The 19,035-nt window shown below is 56.8% G+C and carries 18 protein-coding genes; 5 read left to right on the top strand and 13 right to left on the bottom strand.

Features of this window, described 5'->3' with window-relative positions; translation table 11 throughout:
• Window positions 1–81 precede the first annotated feature (81 nt).
• Window positions 82–1,296, top strand: coding sequence for a glycosyltransferase family 4 protein (locus ACQZ5M_RS09120; protein ID WP_296106485.1), 1,215 nt, complete (start codon window positions 82–84; stop codon window positions 1,294–1,296).
• A 114-nt stretch (window positions 1,297–1,410) separates the two neighbouring features.
• Window positions 1,411–1,662 (top strand): hypothetical protein, encoded by a 252-nt coding sequence (locus tag ACQZ5M_RS09115; protein WP_296017421.1) that lies wholly within the window; start codon window positions 1,411–1,413, stop codon window positions 1,660–1,662.
• 48 nt (window positions 1,663–1,710) lie between these two features.
• On the opposite strand, the gene ACQZ5M_RS09110 is transcribed toward ACQZ5M_RS09115, so the two are convergent.
• The 6 genes from ACQZ5M_RS09110 to ACQZ5M_RS09085 all read right to left on the bottom strand — a co-directional run bounded on the left by ACQZ5M_RS09110 (window position 1,711) and on the right by ACQZ5M_RS09085 (window position 6,807).
• The gene (locus tag ACQZ5M_RS09110) at window positions 1,711–2,847 is read right to left on the bottom strand and encodes a ceramide glucosyltransferase (protein WP_449079537.1); all 1,137 of its coding nucleotides are present in this window, start codon (window positions 2,845–2,847) and stop codon (window positions 1,711–1,713) included.
• A gap of 170 nt (window positions 2,848–3,017) precedes the next feature.
• A complete protein-coding gene (locus ACQZ5M_RS09105) occupies window positions 3,018–3,479 on the bottom strand; it encodes a hypothetical protein (protein WP_449079536.1) in 462 nt (153 codons plus the stop codon).
• A gap of 43 nt (window positions 3,480–3,522) precedes the next feature.
• Entirely contained in the window at window positions 3,523–4,389 is an 867-nt protein-coding gene (locus ACQZ5M_RS09100; RefSeq protein WP_449079535.1) for an SDR family oxidoreductase, read from the bottom strand.
• 133 nt (window positions 4,390–4,522) lie between these two features.
• Window positions 4,523–5,029 (bottom strand): RNase H family protein, encoded by a 507-nt coding sequence (locus tag ACQZ5M_RS09095; RefSeq protein WP_449079534.1) that lies wholly within the window; start codon window positions 5,027–5,029, stop codon window positions 4,523–4,525.
• 394 nt (window positions 5,030–5,423) lie between these two features.
• Window positions 5,424–5,711 (bottom strand): hypothetical protein, encoded by a 288-nt coding sequence (locus ACQZ5M_RS09090; protein WP_449079533.1) that lies wholly within the window; start codon window positions 5,709–5,711, stop codon window positions 5,424–5,426.
• A gap of 268 nt (window positions 5,712–5,979) precedes the next feature.
• Window positions 5,980–6,807: an alpha/beta fold hydrolase gene (locus ACQZ5M_RS09085; RefSeq protein ID WP_296106476.1), complete on the bottom strand. Its 828-nt coding sequence runs from the start codon at window positions 6,805–6,807 to the stop codon at window positions 5,980–5,982.
• 213 nt (window positions 6,808–7,020) lie between these two features.
• Between ACQZ5M_RS09085 and ACQZ5M_RS09080 the strand changes: the two genes are divergently transcribed.
• Complete coding sequence (locus ACQZ5M_RS09080) at window positions 7,021–9,111, top strand: carboxy terminal-processing peptidase (RefSeq protein WP_449079532.1); 2,091 nt, start codon at window positions 7,021–7,023, stop codon at window positions 9,109–9,111.
• A gap of 226 nt (window positions 9,112–9,337) precedes the next feature.
• On the top strand, window positions 9,338–10,747 hold the full coding sequence (locus ACQZ5M_RS09075; RefSeq protein WP_449079531.1) for a sensor domain-containing diguanylate cyclase: 1,410 nt from the start codon (window positions 9,338–9,340) through the stop codon (window positions 10,745–10,747).
• 33 nt (window positions 10,748–10,780) lie between these two features.
• Here the strand turns inward: ACQZ5M_RS09075 and ACQZ5M_RS09070 are convergent, their stop codons facing one another.
• The 7 genes from ACQZ5M_RS09070 to ACQZ5M_RS09040 all read right to left on the bottom strand — a co-directional run bounded on the left by ACQZ5M_RS09070 (window position 10,781) and on the right by ACQZ5M_RS09040 (window position 18,406).
• Window positions 10,781–11,515, bottom strand: coding sequence for a copper homeostasis protein CutC (locus tag ACQZ5M_RS09070; protein WP_449079530.1), 735 nt, complete (start codon window positions 11,513–11,515; stop codon window positions 10,781–10,783).
• Between the two features lie 79 nt (window positions 11,516–11,594).
• Window positions 11,595–12,833: an MFS transporter gene (locus ACQZ5M_RS09065; RefSeq protein ID WP_449079529.1), complete on the bottom strand. Its 1,239-nt coding sequence runs from the start codon at window positions 12,831–12,833 to the stop codon at window positions 11,595–11,597.
• A gap of 122 nt (window positions 12,834–12,955) precedes the next feature.
• Window positions 12,956–14,395 (bottom strand): M81 family metallopeptidase, encoded by a 1,440-nt coding sequence (locus tag ACQZ5M_RS09060; RefSeq protein ID WP_449079528.1) that lies wholly within the window; start codon window positions 14,393–14,395, stop codon window positions 12,956–12,958.
• Window positions 14,396–14,409: 14 nt separating this feature from the next.
• The gene (locus ACQZ5M_RS09055) at window positions 14,410–16,329 is read right to left on the bottom strand and encodes a beta-N-acetylhexosaminidase (RefSeq protein WP_449079527.1); all 1,920 of its coding nucleotides are present in this window, start codon (window positions 16,327–16,329) and stop codon (window positions 14,410–14,412) included.
• A 26-nt stretch (window positions 16,330–16,355) separates the two neighbouring features.
• Window positions 16,356–17,138 (bottom strand): SDR family oxidoreductase, encoded by a 783-nt coding sequence (locus ACQZ5M_RS09050; RefSeq protein ID WP_449079526.1) that lies wholly within the window; start codon window positions 17,136–17,138, stop codon window positions 16,356–16,358.
• A 4-nt stretch (window positions 17,139–17,142) separates the two neighbouring features.
• Complete coding sequence (locus ACQZ5M_RS09045) at window positions 17,143–18,009, bottom strand: MurR/RpiR family transcriptional regulator (protein ID WP_296039622.1); 867 nt, start codon at window positions 18,007–18,009, stop codon at window positions 17,143–17,145.
• Between the two features lie 10 nt (window positions 18,010–18,019).
• The gene (locus ACQZ5M_RS09040) at window positions 18,020–18,406 is read right to left on the bottom strand and encodes a RidA family protein (protein WP_062424125.1); all 387 of its coding nucleotides are present in this window, start codon (window positions 18,404–18,406) and stop codon (window positions 18,020–18,022) included.
• A gap of 113 nt (window positions 18,407–18,519) precedes the next feature.
• On the opposite strand from ACQZ5M_RS09040, the gene ACQZ5M_RS09035 reads away from it, so the two are divergent.
• Window positions 18,520–19,008, top strand: a complete 489-nt coding sequence (locus ACQZ5M_RS09035) for a hypothetical protein (protein WP_296017377.1) — start codon at window positions 18,520–18,522, stop codon at window positions 19,006–19,008.
• Window positions 19,009–19,035 lie beyond the last annotated feature (27 nt).

Raw genomic sequence — 19,035 nt, 5'->3', positions numbered from 1 at the left:
CCTGGGCGCGGAGAGGGCGCTTGAAACTGTTGGTACAAGCGTAGCTGAGTAAAGGGTAGGATGCCCGGGAGGAAGAGCGTCATGAACGACGTCGGTGCCAACAAGCTTATGCCGGATGCGTCGTTGTCTGCTAAGACGACATCCGTGGCCGAGTTTTGCACTCTGGAAGGCGTTCGTATCTGTATTATCGGATTGCGCGGCGTGCCGGGTGTGCCCGGCGGTATTGAAACGCATGTCGAGCAACTCGCTCCAGGATTAGTCGATAAGGGAGCGGAAGTTCACGTTTTCGCTCGAGAGAATTATGTGGCCGGCAAGATACCATATCTTTGGCGTGGCATTACCGTTCATCCCGGCTGGGCGCCGAACAATATGCGGCTGGAAGCAATCGTTCACACGCTTTTTGCGCTTTTTAAGGCCAGACTGCTCAAGCCCGATATCGTCCATATTCACGCTGTCGGCCCTTCCCTCGTGGCGCCCTTGGCACGTCTGATGGGGTTGAATGTGGTTTTTACCCACCACGGCTACGACTACGATCGGGAAAAGTGGAACGCGGTCGATAAGAAAATCCTGCGACTTGGGGAATGGGCAGGCATGCGCTTTGCGCAGGGGCGTATCGTTATTGCCAGACATATAGCCGACGCCATGCAGGCCAAGTTTAAAAGAGACGTCAAGTTCATTCCGAACGGGGTTCAGGTCGATCTCAGTGCGGTTGATAACGGCATTCTAGAGACGTTCGACTTGACCAAAGGTCGCTACGTTCTGCTTGTGGCACGTCTTGTGGCGGAAAAGCGTCAGACAGATCTGATCGACGCGTTCTTGAGTGCTGATCTGCCTGACACGAAGCTTGTTCTGGTGGGTGGTGGTGACGCGCGAAGTGGCTATGCTGAGATGTTACGCTCGCGCACCAAGGCTAATCCAAACATCGTTTTGACGGGCTCACAATCGGGTGCTCAACTCGCCGGTCTTTTCGCCAATGCAGGCCTTTTCGTCCTGCCGTCGAGCCATGAGGGCATGCCTATCGCGCTACTTGAGGCTATGGCATATGGCCTTCCAGTGTTGGCAAGCGATATCGAAGCAAATGTCGCTCTCGAGTTGGATCCGTCTTCCTACTTTCCGCTTGGCGACGTATCCGCTCTGTCACGAGCTATGCGCGTAAAACTTCTGGAACGGCAAGAGTCCTCGCCGAAACCGGCTGAGGCGCAGGACACCGGTAGCAAGATCATGTCGCGGTACAATTGGCGCACGATTTGCGAGCAAACCGCAGCGCTCTATCTCTCCGTCCTGAAGCGCCGTTGACGAAGCCTATGTTCGCGACCTTGAAGGCTGTCTCGAATCAAAACGTCCTGTAGCAGTTGAACGATAGGCGCGTTGAGGCGTTGCTTCACAATAGCAACCTCGAGGAGGACTGGGGTGGTTTTCGATGCGCAAGAGGCACGATGCAGGTTTGGTGACAGTCACACGACGGTCGTTCTGTGGCAGCGCTTCGAGGTCGCGCATCGCCAAATGTTCGACTCTCTCGATGCTGCTCTGGTCTTTCTGCGCAACAACATGTTTCGCCCCACGCGTACAGAACTTCACATCCATCGCGGCGGCCATGACATATTGATCACAGGCGAGGAACTGGCTCAACTCGTGGAAATGCAAACCGAGCCAGAGGCGTGATGGCTCTATGCTCAACTGCCGCTTCCAGTTTTGCTTAACCAGTGTGGTCTAGCCGAGTGTGCTTTCCTGAGTTCCCACTGTCATCATGTTGCCGCGCCAAGACACGGACGACCCCATCCAGCTTTTTGCCCAGATGATCGGCAGAAGGGCGTCACGCATTATCATGGCTGGAAGGCTGGCCCAGGAAACGTGCCAGCCTTTTGCCTTTGCGAGGGCCAGTTCCGGCAGGTACATGATGCTCGGAACGGCAATCGCAACGGCAAGCAATGTCGTGGCATCTGCATCTGCCAGGAAGCCTGATGCCAGCGCCAGACAAAGCGCAGGAAGGGCGCCGACGAGAATTTCCGGGGCGAAGAAATGCGGGAAGGTCACGCGACGCAGCCTCGCCCAACGTGTTTGTCTAGACCATATGTCCTCAAAGCTCCGCTTGCCGAGCGGCTGTTCGAAGGGAGAGGGAACGAGATGAACTTTTCGGCCGCTCGCACGAACGAGTTTGGTTGCCGCCGCGTCTTCCGCGATCTCCGCGCCCAAGGCTTCAATGCCGCCAAGCGAATCTAGCAGCGGCTTGTTCCAGAGCATCGTCTTACCCTGTGCGAAGCCCTGTCCCAAAGTTTCTGCTGCATATTGATAACGGCACTGAAAAGTATTGAGGAAGGTGCATTCGAGCTCGGACCATATGTCTTCCGGACGCGATCCACGTGGCGGAGAGCAAACAAGCCCACTATCACTGCGCCATGCCGCCATGAGTGTCGATATGTAGTGCTGCGGCATCAGCACGTTTGAATCTGCCAGAATGACCCACTCGTGGCTGGCAGCCCGCCAGCCTTTCACACAATTGTTGAGCTTGGGATTGGCGCTGATCCTGTCATCGCCGATGAGTATTCTTGCTCTGATGTGAGGGAAGAGGGCGATATTGGATTTGACTTGGGGAATGACCGGGTCCAAGGGATCCGCGACGCAGAAAAGAATTTCGTAATCCGGCCAATCGAGACGAAAGGCACTCGGAATTGTCAGAGCCGTGAAATTCTCTATGCCGCGCAGTGGGATGACGAGCGATACGGGTGGTCGGCTGGTTTGCGGCACCGCCGGAGCTTCATCTAGCCGGATACGAAAAGCCGTCAGAGCAATACTCACCAAATGCACGAATATGAGCGCAATCGCCACTGCGGCCAGGATGATATCCATTTGCAACCAGCTCCAACCTCCGGTTCATCGACCCGGCGTTCCTGTCCATATCGCAACTATAACGCCTCCATGACAGGCGCATGTCATGAAGGGTATGACTGTCATATACCCTTCATTTCGTTGTGGACGGGCTGGCTTGTCGCACCTACCGTTCGGTGCGCTTTATTGACCTATCGTGTCATTCCCCAGACATATCCCGCCAGTGCAGCCAATCCGAGGGCAGACAGCGGGTGCTCGCGAACCTGATCGGCAATCGTCTGTCTGACCGAGCGGATCTCCCGTCCAGCAATCCTGCCTGATGCCGAAACCGCCTCTTGCGCAGAGCCCGTTATTCGTCCCAGTTCCGACCGTAAAGCCTTGATCTCTTGCCTCGTATCCTCTGTCATCGGGGTGTGGGAGCGTGCTCGTACCGCAGCAAGCGCTTCGTCAACCTTGGGTGTGTCTTCCATGTCGTCCGTATTCTCAGACGTGATGGTCGGCGTTGCGGTCGTCGTCATCGTATGGGAAACGGGATCGGATGCGGGAAATGTGTCCTCCAGTCCCTGCTGAAGTTGCCCATCGTCCGAGCGTTGTTTCGCCTGCTCGTCGTGAAGCGACGAAACAGCGGGCGACGTGGAGTTTTGGTTGGACATGTCGGTTCTCCGTCAAGATTGATCTTATTCGTGCTGGTGCAATTCACATCATGATCTCGCCGCCCGTCACGGGAATGACGGCTGCGGTCATGTAACTGCTGCGCTCGGACGCAAGCAGAACATACGCACCCGCCAGCTCTGCAGGTTGTCCCGCCCGCCCGATCAAGGTCTGTTCGCCGAACGATTTGGTCTTTTCTGCTCCCATGGTCGAAGGAATGAGGGGCGTCCAAATGGGGCCTGGGGCTACCGCATTGACGCGAATGCCTTTCTCGGCAACCATTCCCGCCAGTCCAGCGGTAAAGTTCAGGAGCGCGCCCTTGGTTGAGGCATAGGCTAAAAGGTGCGGCGAGGGCTGTTTCGATTGAATGGACGCCGTATTGATGATCGAGCTTCCTGCCTTCATGTGAGTTACGGCTGCTTTCGAGAGGTAGAATGGGGCGTAAATGTTGGTCTTGAAAGTTTCATCCCATTCGGCGGCATCGATATCGCCAATATCCGCATAGGTGCGTTGAAATGCGGCATTGTTGACCAAAACATCTATTTTGCCGAATTCATTCACTGTGCGCTGCACCAGCGACTTGCAATGTTCTTCGGAGGTGATGTCGCCAGCGATCGCTATCACTTTACGGCCCGCGTCCTCGATCCACTTCACCGTGTCGCGTGCATCCTCTTCTTCGTCGAGATAGGAAATCACAAGATCGGCGCCCTCACGAGCGAAGGCGATGGCGACGGCTTTTCCGATGCCCGAATCCGCACCGGTTATGAGAGCGACCTTACCCTCCAGCAGGCCGCTGCCCCTGTAGGATTCTTCCCCGTGGTCAGGCTTGGGGTCCATCTGATGCGTCGTGCCGGGCGGTGTCTGCTTCTGTTCCGGGTAGGGTGGCGTGGGACGGCGAATATCGGCGGTCATCTATGTGCTCCGTTGCTAGGTATGAAGCCCAAACCCGATTTTGGCGTTACAGTTCCCCGATTTTAACCCTTAGCCGAACGCAACGACTGTTCTTCACATTAAACGCGTATTCCTCACAGCTAAGTTTTAGCGGTCACGAGCTGACCGAAACGGAGGGCAGGGAGAGCGCCCGTCTGGCCAAGTCGTCGGCGCTTTCGTTCCATTCCAGTCCTACGTGCCCCTTGCACCATTGGACGCTGATCATTTCGCTTTTTAAGAGGTGCAGGTCGATCAATTTCCAGATCTCCATATTGGCGACATTCCTGCTCCGGCCGCTGCCGTTCGGCGCCCGCTTTCTCCACCGGTTCGTTCTCCAAATGTGGCGCCATCTGTTGCAACCATTGACGGCATAGACGGAATCCGACCAGATGATCGCGACCTCCCCTGCAGCGTTCTGCTCTAGCCAGCGGGCAGCCTCGAGTAACGCGGCGAGTTCGGGCTTGCTGCTGTCGGCACATATCAAACTGCCGTAATGGCGGGTAACCTCGGCATTGTCGCGCACAACGAGCACCCCCCATCCGCCTCTTCCCGTGGTAGGGTCATAGGAGCCATCCACATAGAGGTGAAACTCACCTGCTACGGTCTGTCCGGTGTTTGCCAAAGGAGTGACCTTTCTAAAGCCTGAGCATCAATATCGAGCGTGATCGTTTTGTCGTTTCTCGCCGCTGTTGGTCTACTCTCTCAAGAGTACATGAAGGCTGATTCCAGATTGCCCATTTTCGCATCAATATTCGCCCGGCAATATCGTCTATCCCGGTTAAGGTATGCAACTATGCATACCTCTCTTGCGATAAACGGCATTTATCTCAGGGAAGGGCCGGAATATACATTGGTCATCGAAGCGATGCACCTCCTCCCGCAGAGCTTCGATACGCGAATGTCCTTATCCTCCTCCCAAAGGGCATTTGCTGGAATGGCAACACTCCTCCTCCCAGTTGCCATTCGGTTCTTTTCGAAAGCCTGCCGCACCTCCTCCCGCGGCAGGCTTTTTCGATTCAGGCGGTCTTTTTCTTGCGTAGGGTCAGGAAGGTCACCACCGCCGCCAGAAGCCCGTACATCGTCCATTTGAACGGAAGAACGTCTGCAGTTTCGCTTCGGATGGGTAAAGCCGCAATGGTACCAGGCGAGGATTCATAACCTTGCTTGCCTTCAGCCTTCGCCTGCTCGATCTGTTGTGGTGAGACCACCCATTCGGCGCCTTGTGATTTATCAAGCATCATGAATGCGGTCCCAACCGCGATGCCGACGACGAGGGCGATAATCAAGCTTCTTAAATTCTGCATGTGTTACTCCTGATTGCACGGAGTGTCTATTTTTCTCGTCGTCCCTATGCAAGCCGATGACAACGGGAATATCGCCTGTCATTTTGGCCAGCGTCACTGTAGGGCCAGAGTAAGTCTAAAGCGCGTGTCGATCTTTGAGGACGCTCACGTGCTTTAGGGTTTTGCTTTATTGCAGCGGATGTCGCGTAGTTGTTATACACTTTTTTGGCGACCTGCTTTTAGGCGCGGTAATATGGAACGCCGCTTGGTAGGCGGCGATCACGCACCATTACTTCTGCAGGAAATTAAGCAGATCCGAGGTGAGACGCGGACCGTCCGTCTCGCTCAATCCATGGGGAGCTCCGTCATATTCGATGAGGAGTGATTGTTGGATACCTGCTGCCGCGGCGCGCGCCGACGCGTCAATCGGAACAGTCTTATCGGACGTTCCGTGGATGATGAGCGTTGGTACGCGGAAATGAGGCATGTCCGGGCGAAAGTCCGTGGTCGCGAAGGCTTGGGCGCAGGCGAGGGTCGGTTTCAGTCCTGCGGTCATAGCGATTGCCGTAGCCGTGGCGATGACCTCATCGCTGACAGGCTGGGAAAGCAGTCCGACACCGAAAAACTGCGGAAAGAATGTCGACTTGAAGAAATGTGCCCGGTCTTTCTTGATGCCGTCGGCAATCTCGTCGAAAACCTTCTCCGGGGTTCCTTCGGGATTATCCTCCGTTTTCAGCATGTAAGGAACGACAGACGCAATCAGCGCTGCAGAGACTACGCCTTTTCCGCCATGCCTGCTCATATAGCGGGCGACCTCGCCGCCACCCATGGAGAAGCCGACGAGGCTCGCATTTTCTGTCGCGCCGAGCGCCTGCATCACATCGGCAAGATCGTCTGCCAAGCCATCATATGTGTAACCGTTCCACGGTTGACCGGATCGGCCGAAGCCGCGACGATCATAGGCGATTGCCCGATAGCCGGCCTCGGCTAGCGCCATGGCTTGAGCATCCCACATATCTGATGAGAGTGGCCAGCCATGCAGCAATATGACCGGGCGTCCTTCACCCCATTCCTTTACGTAGATATCTGTTCCGTCGCGCGTCTTTACATAGGCCATATCGATCTCCTTTTCTGGCTGGAGTGAACGGCTGTTTGAAGCGGCGGTTCCTTATGAGAGCAGATATCAGATCGTCTGCGCCAATTCTGGCCGATATCTGAACGGCGGGAGAGCCCACAGTATCAATATGTTTTGATACCGCTTTTAAAATATCGCAATTTTGCCCCAGAATAAGATAAGACGCGTATGTGGAATAATAAGGAACATGTCGGGATGCGCTTCAAGCCCCTTTTCGTCGGCCTTCTCATCGGAGTTGCCTCTGTCGCGCAGGCACGCGAACCCTCCCGCCTGCCTGTGCTGGAGCCGACTGCGCCCCAGGCAGAAGCGGCCCTTCTCAGCGCACAGTTTCTTGAGCGTTATGCCTACCGTCCGGTGCCGCTAGACGATGCGCTCTCGATCAAGATCATGAACAAGTATATCAAGTCGCTCGATCCCGACCGCATGCTGTTCACACAGGCCGACATCGAAAGTTTTGCCAAGCAGAGCAAAAAACTGGATGACGCGATCGTCGACAAGAATCTCAAGATTCCCTTTTCGATGTTCGATATCTACAATCAACGCGTGACCGAGCGCATGACTTATGCGCGCAGTCTGTTGAAAGACGGCTTCGATTTCACCGTGCAGGAAGATTATCCGCTGTCGCGCGAAGATGCGCCCTGGGCGAAGACTGAAGAGCAGGCAAACGAGCTTTGGCGCAAGCGGGTTAAAAGCGACTGGTTGAGGCTGAAGCTCGCCGATCAGGACGATGCGAAGATCCGCGACACGCTCGACAAGCGCTACAAGAATATCCTCGACCGCGTCGATACCTATAAGGGTGATGACGTGTTCCAATCCTTCATGGCGGCTTTCACCACTGCGGTCGATCCGCATACGGATTATTTCAGCGCCAAGGCATCTGCTGAGTTCGACATTTCGATGAAGCTCTCCCTCGTCGGCATCGGTGCCGTGCTGCAGGAGCGTGATGGCTATACGACGATCCGGGAGCTGGTTGCCGGTGGTCCGGCTCAACTGTCCGGCAAGCTTGCCGTCGGAGATCGTATCATCGGCGTCGGTCAGGGCGAAGAAGGGTCGATTAAAGAGGTCGTCGGTACGCGTCTCGATGAAGTCGTCCAGATGATTCGTGGTGAGGTCGGGTCGGTCGTGAGATTGGACATCCTTCCAGCCGATGCTGGCAATGCCAGCGGACACCGCGTCATCAGTCTGGTGAGAGATAAGGTCAGCCTGGAAAAACAGGCGGCAAAGAAGTCCGTCGTTCCGGTTAAGCTTGGAGACCGGACTTTGAAGATCGGCGTCATCGCTTTGCCGACATTCTACGAGGATTTCGATGCACGCCGCAACGGCGACAAGGATTACAGGAGCGCCAGCCGCGACGTCGAGAAACTTCTTGGCGAGTTGAAGCAGGAGCAGGTCGATGGCATCGTGGTAGACCTCCGCGATAATGGCGGCGGATCGTTGACGGAGGCTATCGATCTGACTGGCCTGTTCACCGGCAAAGGTCCGGTTGTCCAACAACGCAATGCCGCCGGCAAGGTAGAGGTGGAAAGCGATAACATCGCTGCCCCGGTATGGGACGGACCGCTCGGCGTTTTGATCAATCGCGGGTCGGCTTCAGCGTCGGAGATTTTTGCCGCAGCGATCCAGGATTATGGCCGCGGCGTGATCGTCGGTGATCCAAGCTTCGGTAAGGGAACTGTGCAGACGGTGGTCGATCTTGACAAGGTGGCGGGCAAGCAGGAGCCAGAGCTTGGCCAGCTCAAACTTACGATTGCGCAGTTCTTCAGAATTGATGGTGGGACGACCCAGTTGCGCGGTGTGACGCCCGATATCGCTACCCCCGGCGTGCTCGACCCAAAGACTTTGGGCGAATCGAGCTACGATAACGCATTGCCCTGGACGACGATCAAGCCCGCCAAGTACAGCAAACTGGGCGACATGGCCGGCCTCGTGCCTCAGCTGGAAAGCCGTCACGAAGCGCGGGTGAAAGACGATAAGGACTATCAGCGCTTTGTCGCCGATGTGGTAGAGTTGAAAGCGGAGCGGGAAAAGAAGACTATATCCCTCAACGAGGCAGAGCGTCGCAAGGAGATGGCGGCTGCGGCTGCCAAATTGAAGGCGCGTCAGGATGAAGGTGGAGACGTCCTTCCGAAAGATGATGGTCTTCAGGCAAATGAGCGCAGCCTCAGCGCCAACCTCGCGCTCGAAAATGCGCGCAAGAATGCCAAAGACGTTCTCCAGACCGAGGCGGCTGCGATCGTTGCCGATGTGGCCGATCTCGCACCAGGAAAACAGCGGGCCGCGCGATAATGTCAGAGGCGGGTGTGTGAGCGGGTCATCCGACCCGTCTCTCTCGTCACTGAAAGCGAACTGGTTGCAAGGATATTCTTCATTAGGGCGATTTCTTGGCTCGATGCCGAACTGCGCAGGGCTAACGCGTAAATGCTTAACCCTTTCCAGATTATCGTTCCGACCGATAACAGTCCGTGAAGGGTCGCTGATATAGATTTGTTGCGTGTTGCAAACGGAATTTCCTATGACGATGCGCTTCAATCATGCCAGGTTTATCGGCCCCATCGCCATTATTGTGGGGCTGTTGTTGCTCGGCCTTGCCACTGTTCTTTACTTCGGTGCGACACGGCTGGATGCGGAGGCGCGTGAACGTCAGGAAACGCTTGTCAGGCGCAATGTCGCGACGTGGATTTTTGACACGGAAGTGGCGCTGACATCCTGGACAATCTGGGATGAAGCGATTGAAAAGCTTAACAATAACTTTGATCTCGACTGGGCGGAGCGCAATCTCGGCAAGTCCATTCTGGGCACGTCGAGCGTTCGTTCTCTCGTCGTAATCGATGGCAGCGACAAGATCATCTATGCCAAGACGGCGGATGATTTTAGCGACCACTCTTTTTTAAAGAGAGGCCCTGATGCCCTCGTGGCGGCGGCTCGTCCGCTTGTGGATCTCGTTCGCGTGCACGAGCATCAACCAAAGAAACAGGGCATTCCCGCCAAGATCGCTTTCAGCAGGATGGAGGTCGTTGGCGATGATGCCCTTTTGTTGACCGCCAGCCTCTTCCAGGCAGATATCGGAACGGTGGCTCCGACTACGGATCACGCTCCTATTCTCGTCTCGGCGATTCCCATTGCGGGCAACCTTCAGACGTTTTTCGGTGAGCGCTTCATGCTCGACGATGCGACGGTCGAACCCGCAGCCTCGGTAAAGGTTGGGCGCGCCTCCGTGGAAATAGCGACTGCACCAAATGGCCAGGTGCAGGTTTTGTCATGGCACGCGGATAGTCCGGCGCACGATCTGCTTCGTCAATCCCTTCCAATCGCAGCGGTGACTCTCTGCATCTTTGTCGCGAGTTGCATTTTCGCTATTTTAACATCGCGCCAGGCATTGAAGATGTTGTTGGATGCCGAACGTCGGATGCGTCATGCAGCGACACATGATTTCCTGACCGGTCTTGCAAACAGAACTCTCGTTTCGACTGAGTTCAGCCGACTGTTGCAGCAAGGGCCGCTGACCATCGTCTGTATCGATCTCGATGGTTTCAAGGCAATCAATGATCGCTTCGGACATGCTGATGGAGACGACGTTCTGAAACAGGTCGCGGAACGGCTGCGCGCCGGATGCGGGAAGGACGATATCTGCTTCCGGTTGGGAGGCGACGAGTTTGCCGTGATGATGCCGAGGGTTGTGGAAGAGCAGGCTGAGATACGATGCAAGCAGATCGCGGCGTTGATTTCCAAACCTTACGAGGTCCACGGGACGATCATGACGGTGGGCGCATCCTATGGAATAAGCAGGGTGCTGAACGGAGAAACCTCGCCAGATCCGGTCTTCAAGCGTGCTGACGAGGCGCTCTATATTGCCAAGCGTTCCAATCGTGCCGTCGCATCTCCCCTCAGGGATGAGGTCGATCTGGCAGCCTCTTCCTCCTGATGCTCGTCGCGCAACGTTTTGTAACGAGCTGCTTCAACTCTCCAAAAGGACGGTTTTTAAAGCCCGGACGACCTGAGCGCTTGTTCGTCTGCGCTGTTGCGGCGCAAAGCCGAATTCCACCAGGAGTTCCTCTTCGTTCGATGAGGCGCTACCGGAGGCATGGATTTGATTGAGGCCGGATGACGCAAGAAGCTCGGGCACCAGTTCCACGCTGACGCCGCCACCCGGCATGATGGCGATGCGTCCGGCTGCTTGTTCCGCCAGCCTTTGGATAGTTGCTATGCCAAGTGACACGCTTCTTGCGCCTCCGGAGGTGAGAATGCGCGATATGCGAAGTTCAATTGCGGTTTCGAGCGCTTCGACCGCATCGTCCACCATGTCGAAAGCCCGATGCAGAGTGATATCCAGACCCTTTGAGGTTCCGATCAATCTTTCCAGCACCCGCCGGTCCAGTTTGCGATCGTTGGTAGTGGCACCGATAACGACACCCGGCAGCCCAAGGTCACGTGCCTGCGCAATGTCGGCTTCCATGATGGCGACATTGGAGGCATCATAGACAAAGTTGCCGGCCCTCGGTCTGATCAGGGGATAGACCGGGATCGGACTGATGCGCTGCGCATATTGCATCAGACCATAGGGCGGGGTCAGTCCACCGACGCCAAGTGCCGAGCAGAGTTCGATGCGGTCAGCGCCACCTTCGATGGCTGCGGCGAGACCCTCTGCGCTATCGACGCAGATTTCGAGCAACCGCCCGCTTCGATCAGCCATGATGTTCACTTTCCTTCTGGTGTCGTCAAAGTGACGTCCGTCGTGTTGGATGCACAACGGACATTCTATGCTCTTTACTCTAGATATCGTGACTTGCGAAAATCGATTCCGCTTTTCGCGCGGGCGGACGGTTGTGGAGAAATGCGAGCAATGTCACGCCGCACAAACCCGCAAAGGCGCCGAGCATCGCCGTGTGAGAATAATCGCTGAGAGCGGTCCCAGCAGAAAAGAGCAACGAGCTCAAACCTCCGCCTAGAAAAATGTTGACGGCAATCAGAGAGCTCCCAAGACCTGCACGTTTTGCGATCAGATTTTGCAGATAGGTAATTGGGAGGGAAATGATGCCAGCTGCCCCAAGACCGGACAGCGGGGTGAGGAGATAGACCGTCATGGGGTCGCTCGCCAATCCAAGGCCCAGCATATAAACGCAATAGATGAGCGCACTTGCACCAATGGCGACGGCCGCCGACGTCTTGGTTTCGACCCAACCCCAAAAGAAGATAAAGATGATTTCAAGAAGCGCAACGATACCGACGATTGCGCCGACATCCGAAGGTTGGCCTTCCGCCTTTCCTGTCACGACCAGCGGTAGGACAATGCCGTTGACATGGAGCGTCGACGAAATCAGCGCAATGGCAAGTACGAAGGGCCAGATTGCGCTTGATCCGAGATGGCGAATGGATGCGAGAAAGGCATAGCCAGGCTCCGTTCGTTCGGTATGCGCTATGCTTTCCTCTCTCATGAACTGAGCAAAGAGAAAGAAGCAGAAGGCACATGCGAGCGCTGCCAACAGGAACGCGGGAAGCATACTGGTTCTGCCAGCCAGGGCGTAACCGACGATGCCTGGAACCAGCACCCAGGACAGCGAAATCGCGGCACGTACGGCGGAGTTGACGGCGATCAGTTCTCGCGGCGGCATGCTGACACAGCTTGCACGCACATAGGCGAAAATCAGAGAATTGAGCGCGCCATAGATCGGGATTGGAATGAGCAGAGCTAGCGCGAAAGTCCAGATGGTGGGAAAGGCGAAGACCACGCCATATCCCAAGACACCGGATATGCAGGCTCCCAGAATGGGTAGCTTGTAATGTCCGAGCCGGTCCGAAAGGATGCCCATGCTGATGCTGGCCGAAACGTTGACGAGCGCAGCAACGAAACTCAGGATCGAGAACCCGGCATCCGTCAGGCCGAGTTCGCGAATGCCAATCAGCGACATGTAGGGCGCGGTCGCTGCCCCGGTAAACCCAAAGACGAATATGCCCGCAGCAGAAAGCCGCAGCTGGCTATGTCGATAAACGAAAGGCAGTGCCGACAGCATGGATCGTCCAGTAGCAGGGTCAGCCTGCGAACACGCAGGATCGATGAAGTATGGAGCGCTCGGCTATAATCGGGCGCGAAAAATGATCTGGCCGCCGGCGTCTTTACCCTGCTTTCAGGGTATTAACGCCATCGCGCCGAGGCATTTGCAACCGGGGTATAATCGAAATCCTTAGCGAAAGGAAATATCGGTTGCACCCTGCGCTCTGACGTTAATTTCTCGATATCCTGGTTGATGACGCCATCCGTCAGAGCCATCAGGTTCGGGTTGGAAAGGGGTTGAAGCTCCGGCGACAGATACCCGGATTTTACCACCAGCAACCTCAGCTTGGCGGGATCTATGCCATGGCGGGTAAAGTCCGCGATATTGTGGTAGGGGCGACGACGTGCGGCCAGAATGAGGGTGTTGCCGCCAATCTTCACCACTGCCTGCCGTTCGGCGGCGGGCCCTGGGTCGTCAAGGCTGATGATCTCTGCTCCCACTTCAATAAAGGGGCTGGCCGGGTCCAGCGAGCCGCCGATCTTGAGGCTCAGCGTCTTGCCGACGCCTGCAGCGAAGCAGGCCTCTACCGCCGGGCGATCCGTGATGCCGCCAATCACGGCACCCTCGAAGCCACGAATGATGAGCGATTTCAACACGTCGGCACGATCGCCAACGCCACCACCGGTAGGGTTGTCCCCGGAATCGGCAAGAATGACCGGCTTCGTGTCGGCCTTTTCAGCCAGGTCGAGCATATCGTCGAGGTCACCGGTGACGGGACCGAAGCGAAACTCCTGCCTTGCCTGCCAGTAGGAAAACGCAATCTCTTCCGCCGCTCGCTTTGCCGCCTGATAATCGGAGCCCGTCACCACGGCGCAGGCCGTCGCGCGGGGCTCGTCCGCCCAGACATAGCCGACCATGAGATTGGCATCCCACACACCATCGATCCGGTCATGCTCCGGCAGGCGGTGGTAGAGCGATTTGGCCGGCTCGTCTTCGGTCGAGGTTTTCTCGCCCGGCAGGAGAACCGGGATCGGCGCCCAGGCGACACCTGGCTTTTCTCCCGTTTTCAGCGTCCGGACGAGCATCAACCAGGCCCGTTCCATCGTTTCGCGCACATCGATATGCGGGGCTGTACGGTAGGCCGCGAAGATGTCGATTTGATCGACGATCTTCTGGGTGACGTTTCCGTGCAGATCGTAGCTGACGGCGAGCGGAATATCCTGCCCGATGATAGAGCGCGCATTAGCAATCCAGTCGCCTTCGGCATCGTCCATGCCCTCGACATTCATTGCGCCATGCATGGCAAGGTAAAGACCATCAAGGGGCAGGGTCGCCAGCAGCTTTTCGGAAAACTCTTTTCTGAAGCCTTCATAAGCAGCGCGAGAGACCGGCCCGCCTGGGATTGCACGGGCGTGAAGGAGTGGATGGATTTCCACATCCTCGGTTGGCAGGAAGCTGAAATACTCCGCGCCCGTCAAATCGTCGCCGCGCAACACGCGAAAATCCTCCGGCTGCATCAGAACCGGAGAATAGGTGGAGCACTCCGTATGAATGCCGCCGACTGCTATGCGTAACACCATCGAAATGTCTCCTGTCACAGCGTAGGGCTGAGGCGCACGAGCGCCGAGAAGCGATCCCAATCCTTGCGCTCACGCGGCGTCCATGCGGCTTCCGCAACTGCTGGCAGGCGCGGGAAGACCAGATGGTTGAAGTAGTCGCGGTTGAGAAAATGTTCGGTCCAGATGCAGGCCTGTACGCCACGAAGGCGCGGCTTCAGGTCTTCGGGAAAATCGCCCACCGCCTCGTAGTGATAGGTGTGGTGGGGTGGGACGGTCCCGGCCCAGCTGGCGCCGGGCTCCTGCCAGGCTTCGTCCTGCACCATGTCGAGATAATAAGCCTGTCCCGGCGTCATCACCACGTCGTAGCCTTCTTTAGCAAGCTCAACGCCGACTTCGGGTGCACGCCATGCCATCAGCAAGGTACCGTTAGGATTGACGCCGCCACCGTGGGAAACTTCGTCCCAACCTGCCATGCTGCGGCCTCTGTCGGCCAGCATTTTCTGAATGCGTTTCATGAAGTGGCTCTGGAGCCCGAAGGTCCCGTCGAGCCCTTCCTTCTCCATCAGCTTGCGGGCGAGCGGTGAGGCCATCCAGGTGTTGTCGGCCACTTCGTCGCCACCAATATGGATGAGCTTTGATGGGAAGAGTTCGACCATTTCATCGAACACCTTGCCGAGAAACACATAGGTCTCTTCGATCGCAGGATTGAGCGCGTTGTTCGGGAAGCCTTGAACGGAGCGATAGCTGTCCGGTGCTTCCTGTCCATCGACCAGTTCGGGAAGAGCGGCGAGAATGGCCGTGCTGTGACCGGGGATGTCGACTTCCGGCACGACTTCGACATTGAGCTCGGTCGCATGGGCGATGATGGCGGTAACGTCGGCCTGGGTATAAAATCCTTCCACTGGTTCGGCGGCATTGCCAAGCTGCGGCAGCATAGGCTCGTCCGGTCCACGTCTGACGCCGACGGTGGTCAATTGCGGATAGGCACGAACCTCAAAGCGCCACGCCTCGTCATCGGTCAGATGCCAATGGAACACGTTCATCTTGTACCAGGCGAGAATATCAATGAGACGGAGCACGTCTGACACCGGAGAAAACTGGCGCGACACATCGAGATGACATCCGCGCCAGCCGTAACGCGGTTCGTCGTTGATGGTGCCGGATCCGGGAAAGCGAAAGAGCGCGGCGTTTCGGCGCGCACCATCATGAAGCTGTGCAAGCGCTGTCAGGCCATACTGACGACCGGCATCGCCGCCAAAGGAAAGCAGGATTTCATCCTCGGCGAATGTGAGCGCATATGCTTCAGCGGCAAGTGAATCGCTTTGCTGGAAACGAACAGCCTTGCCCTGTTCAACGGCGGCCAGCGAGAACGGTTGATGGGCCGCGGAAAACAGGCGGCGATGGAGACCGAGCACAATGTCCATTGCTTTCACATCGGCAAGCGCGCTGCCCTCTGCCGGATACATGGCAACCGGCGTGTCACCGGCTTGCACATTCGCCTGCTTGGGCCAGGGTAAAAGGGAAAACGGCTCGGTGACACGCCCTTCCGGCAGGAGCGGCTTTTGCGGTTCACTTGGCCTTCCTTCCAACATCAGGTCAGCAACGTCGATTGTGTGATGGGTGTTGTCGGAGAATGTCAGATAAGCGGATTTCGCTCCGTCTGTCCTGTGCTTGGCAGGCCGCCAAAGGCCGCGCACGGAAAAGCGCCAGCTCGCACCCGGCTCCAGAACGAAACCAGAAGGCGGCGCGTATTGGTGGAAATTGGCGTTGCGAAGCAGGAAGGTCGCATTCTCGCAAACCGGATTGTCCATGACGCGGGTCAGCGCGGTGTAGGCGAGTTTGAAGTCGCTGACCGGCTTGTCTGTCAGATTGATGAGGGTAAAGGCGAAGCCGCCTGACGCATCACCTTCGATAGGATGCCATGCGTTTTCGAGGCGAAATCCGGTCTTGCTCATCGTCGTTCCCTTGATTTTATGCGTGTTCAGTAGTGTTTGGATTGAGAGAAGGTGTGCGCCAGCTCAGCCTGGCCCGCCGTCAGCCCGCAGTCGACCGGCAAGCAGACGCCGGTGATCGCCGCTGCCTGTTCGCTTGCCAGAAAATGGACGGCATTGGCGACATCATGCGTGGTCGCGATGCGGCGCAGTGCGTACCAGCGTTTCACGTCTTCGAAGACGTTTGGATTGGCTTCGGCGCGCGCTTCCCAGGCTTGGGTGCGCACGGTTCCGGGTGCCACGGCGTTGGCTCGGATCCCGAATTTTCCATATTCGACCGCGATCAACTTTGTCAGATGGATCAAGCCTGCCTTCGCGGCGCTGTAGGCTGGATGGCCAAAAACCGCCATGCCGTTGACGGAGGCAATGTTGACGACGCACCCTTGCATGTCCTTGAGGTCTCGCTCCAGAGCGCGGAAGGTCAGGAAGGCAGCTTCCAGGTTGAGGCTCGAATCCATTCGCCAGATTTCCGGCGTCGTGTCGTGCAGCGAGACAGCACGGGCTGCACCGGCATTGTTGACGAGGGTTACGACCTTGCCGAGCTTTTCGAGTTGCAACGCCAGAGCTGCGAGACTGTCCGTGCTGGTGACATCCGTCGCGACAGCGACGTAAGACGATCCGCCGCCAAGCGTTGCCACGGCGTTTTCCAGCGCGTGGACGTCGATATCGACGAGTGCGATCAGGTCATGACTTTCTGCTAGCCGGGCTGCAATGGCGCGTCCGATATCGCCGGCAGCACCCGTGACCACGGCGATGTGCTTCTGGGTCGTCATGTCGTCAGTCTCCCAATATCTGGCGATCGTCCCCGCCATCGCGATGCTCCAGCAACTGCTGCTTGATCTGGCGCAGCGTGACGGTGGAGTGTTTGCGGTTCTTATAGGCGACGAGGCTTGCGATTACGTCGATCACCGCAAGATAGGCAAAGCGCGTCGAGGTGGGGCGATAGATGTTATCGCCCTCGGGCAGATCGATGCCTATGACATGATCCGCAAGCTTTGCTAGCGGGCTTTTCACTTGAGTGAGCGCGATGGTTCGAACGCCGTTTTCTTTAGCCAGCTTGAAGGAGCGCATCAGTTCCTGGTTGCGTCCCGAGAAGGATGACCCGATGATCACGTCACCCTCTTGGGCCGCCGCAGTCAGCATCAGCTGCATATTATGATCGTTGCTGGCGGTGATGCGGGTGCCTAGCCGAAAGAGCCGGTTCTGCAACTCCGTCGCCACCATGGACGAATTGCCGCCGGAGCCGAAGGCATAGACCATGGTCGCGGCAGCGATCCGCTCGGTCACAGCATCGAGCACCTGTGGATCGAGCGCACGGTGAACCATAAAAAGCGCGTTCTGCGCCTTGGTGATGATGTCTTCGGCGACATCGACCGCCGACGTGCTCTTGGCCTCGGGGTTCAGATAGCGCACGCCGACAAACGCCGTTTTAGCGAGACGCACCTTGAAATCGGCGAAGTTTTGACAGCCGAGCCTTCGGCAAAAGCGGGTCACGGTCGGCGGAGAGACATCCGCTTTTTCAGCCAGCTCTATGATCGACGCGCCGACGGCAAAGTCGAACTCGTTCAGCAATATCTCCGCGATGCGCTGTTCGGATGGTGAAAACTGCGCTCTCTCATCCTGGATGGTCGCAAAGATATCCATTGGACAGCGCTCAGGACTTAGGTTTGTAGGCGATGCAGTCGATTTCGACTTTGCAGTCCACCATCATCGATGCCTGGACGCAGGCGCGTGCTGGCGGATGTTCGCCGAAATAGCTCTGATAGATGCGATTGAAGGTCCAGAAGTCACGCGGATCGTCCAGCCACACGCCGCAGCGCACGACATGCTCGACGCCATAGCCCGCTTCGTGCAAAATGGCGATCACGTTCTCGATGGTCTTGTGAGTCTGTTCGATGATCCCGCCGGAAATGATTTCGCCATTTTCCATGGCGACCTGGCCGGAAACATGCAGCCAGCCGTCCGCTTCGACGGCGCGTGCAAAAGGAAGGGTTTGTCCACCTGCGCCGGACTTCTCAGCGCCGTATCGTTTGATGCTCATGTGACGGCTCTTGCAAATTATTTTCGTTATTCATTGACAAGTGACCATAGAAAACGGATTTTTGCCAGAGTTTTTTGGTTGTCATGAAAATAATTTAGATACGGAGCCTTCGGATGCGCGATCCTTTTCTCAATCCGTTTCCTGCCTCGGATGCTGCGCGGCATTCCATATGGGAAATGCTTGTGCCGCGCGATATTGATGCGTTTCTGGCCGCAGACTGGTCGATGGTCGCTGGCGATTTCGTTGAAGAGGGGTTTATCGGCATCAGCGGCAATCGCGAGCCGAACCCGGACAAATGGACCCTGGCGTTCCCTGATCTGCCCGCCTATCGGGACGAGTGGTTGAAGCAGGCACGCGAATTTGCCGAGGGAAGCTACGGCGAAGATCCACGCACCGCCATCTTTACCACCACGACCCTGGAAGAAATCGAAATTTCCGGTGATACGGCGCTGGTTCGCAAGAAGTTCGACGGCGGCATCAAGAAGCCCGACGGCTCGGTCGATGTGATGAAGTGGCAGACGCTCTATTACTGCCGTCTGCACGAGGGCCGCTGGAAGATTTCTGGCTTCACCGGTTATCTCCCAAACCCTATGGGCCAGTAAACGTCCCGCCCTTCAGCAAAAAGGCCC

The sequence above is a fragment of the Rhizobium sp. 22-785-1 genome (assembly GCF_053521965.1).
This window is presented reverse-complemented; position numbering and strand designations above follow the sequence as displayed.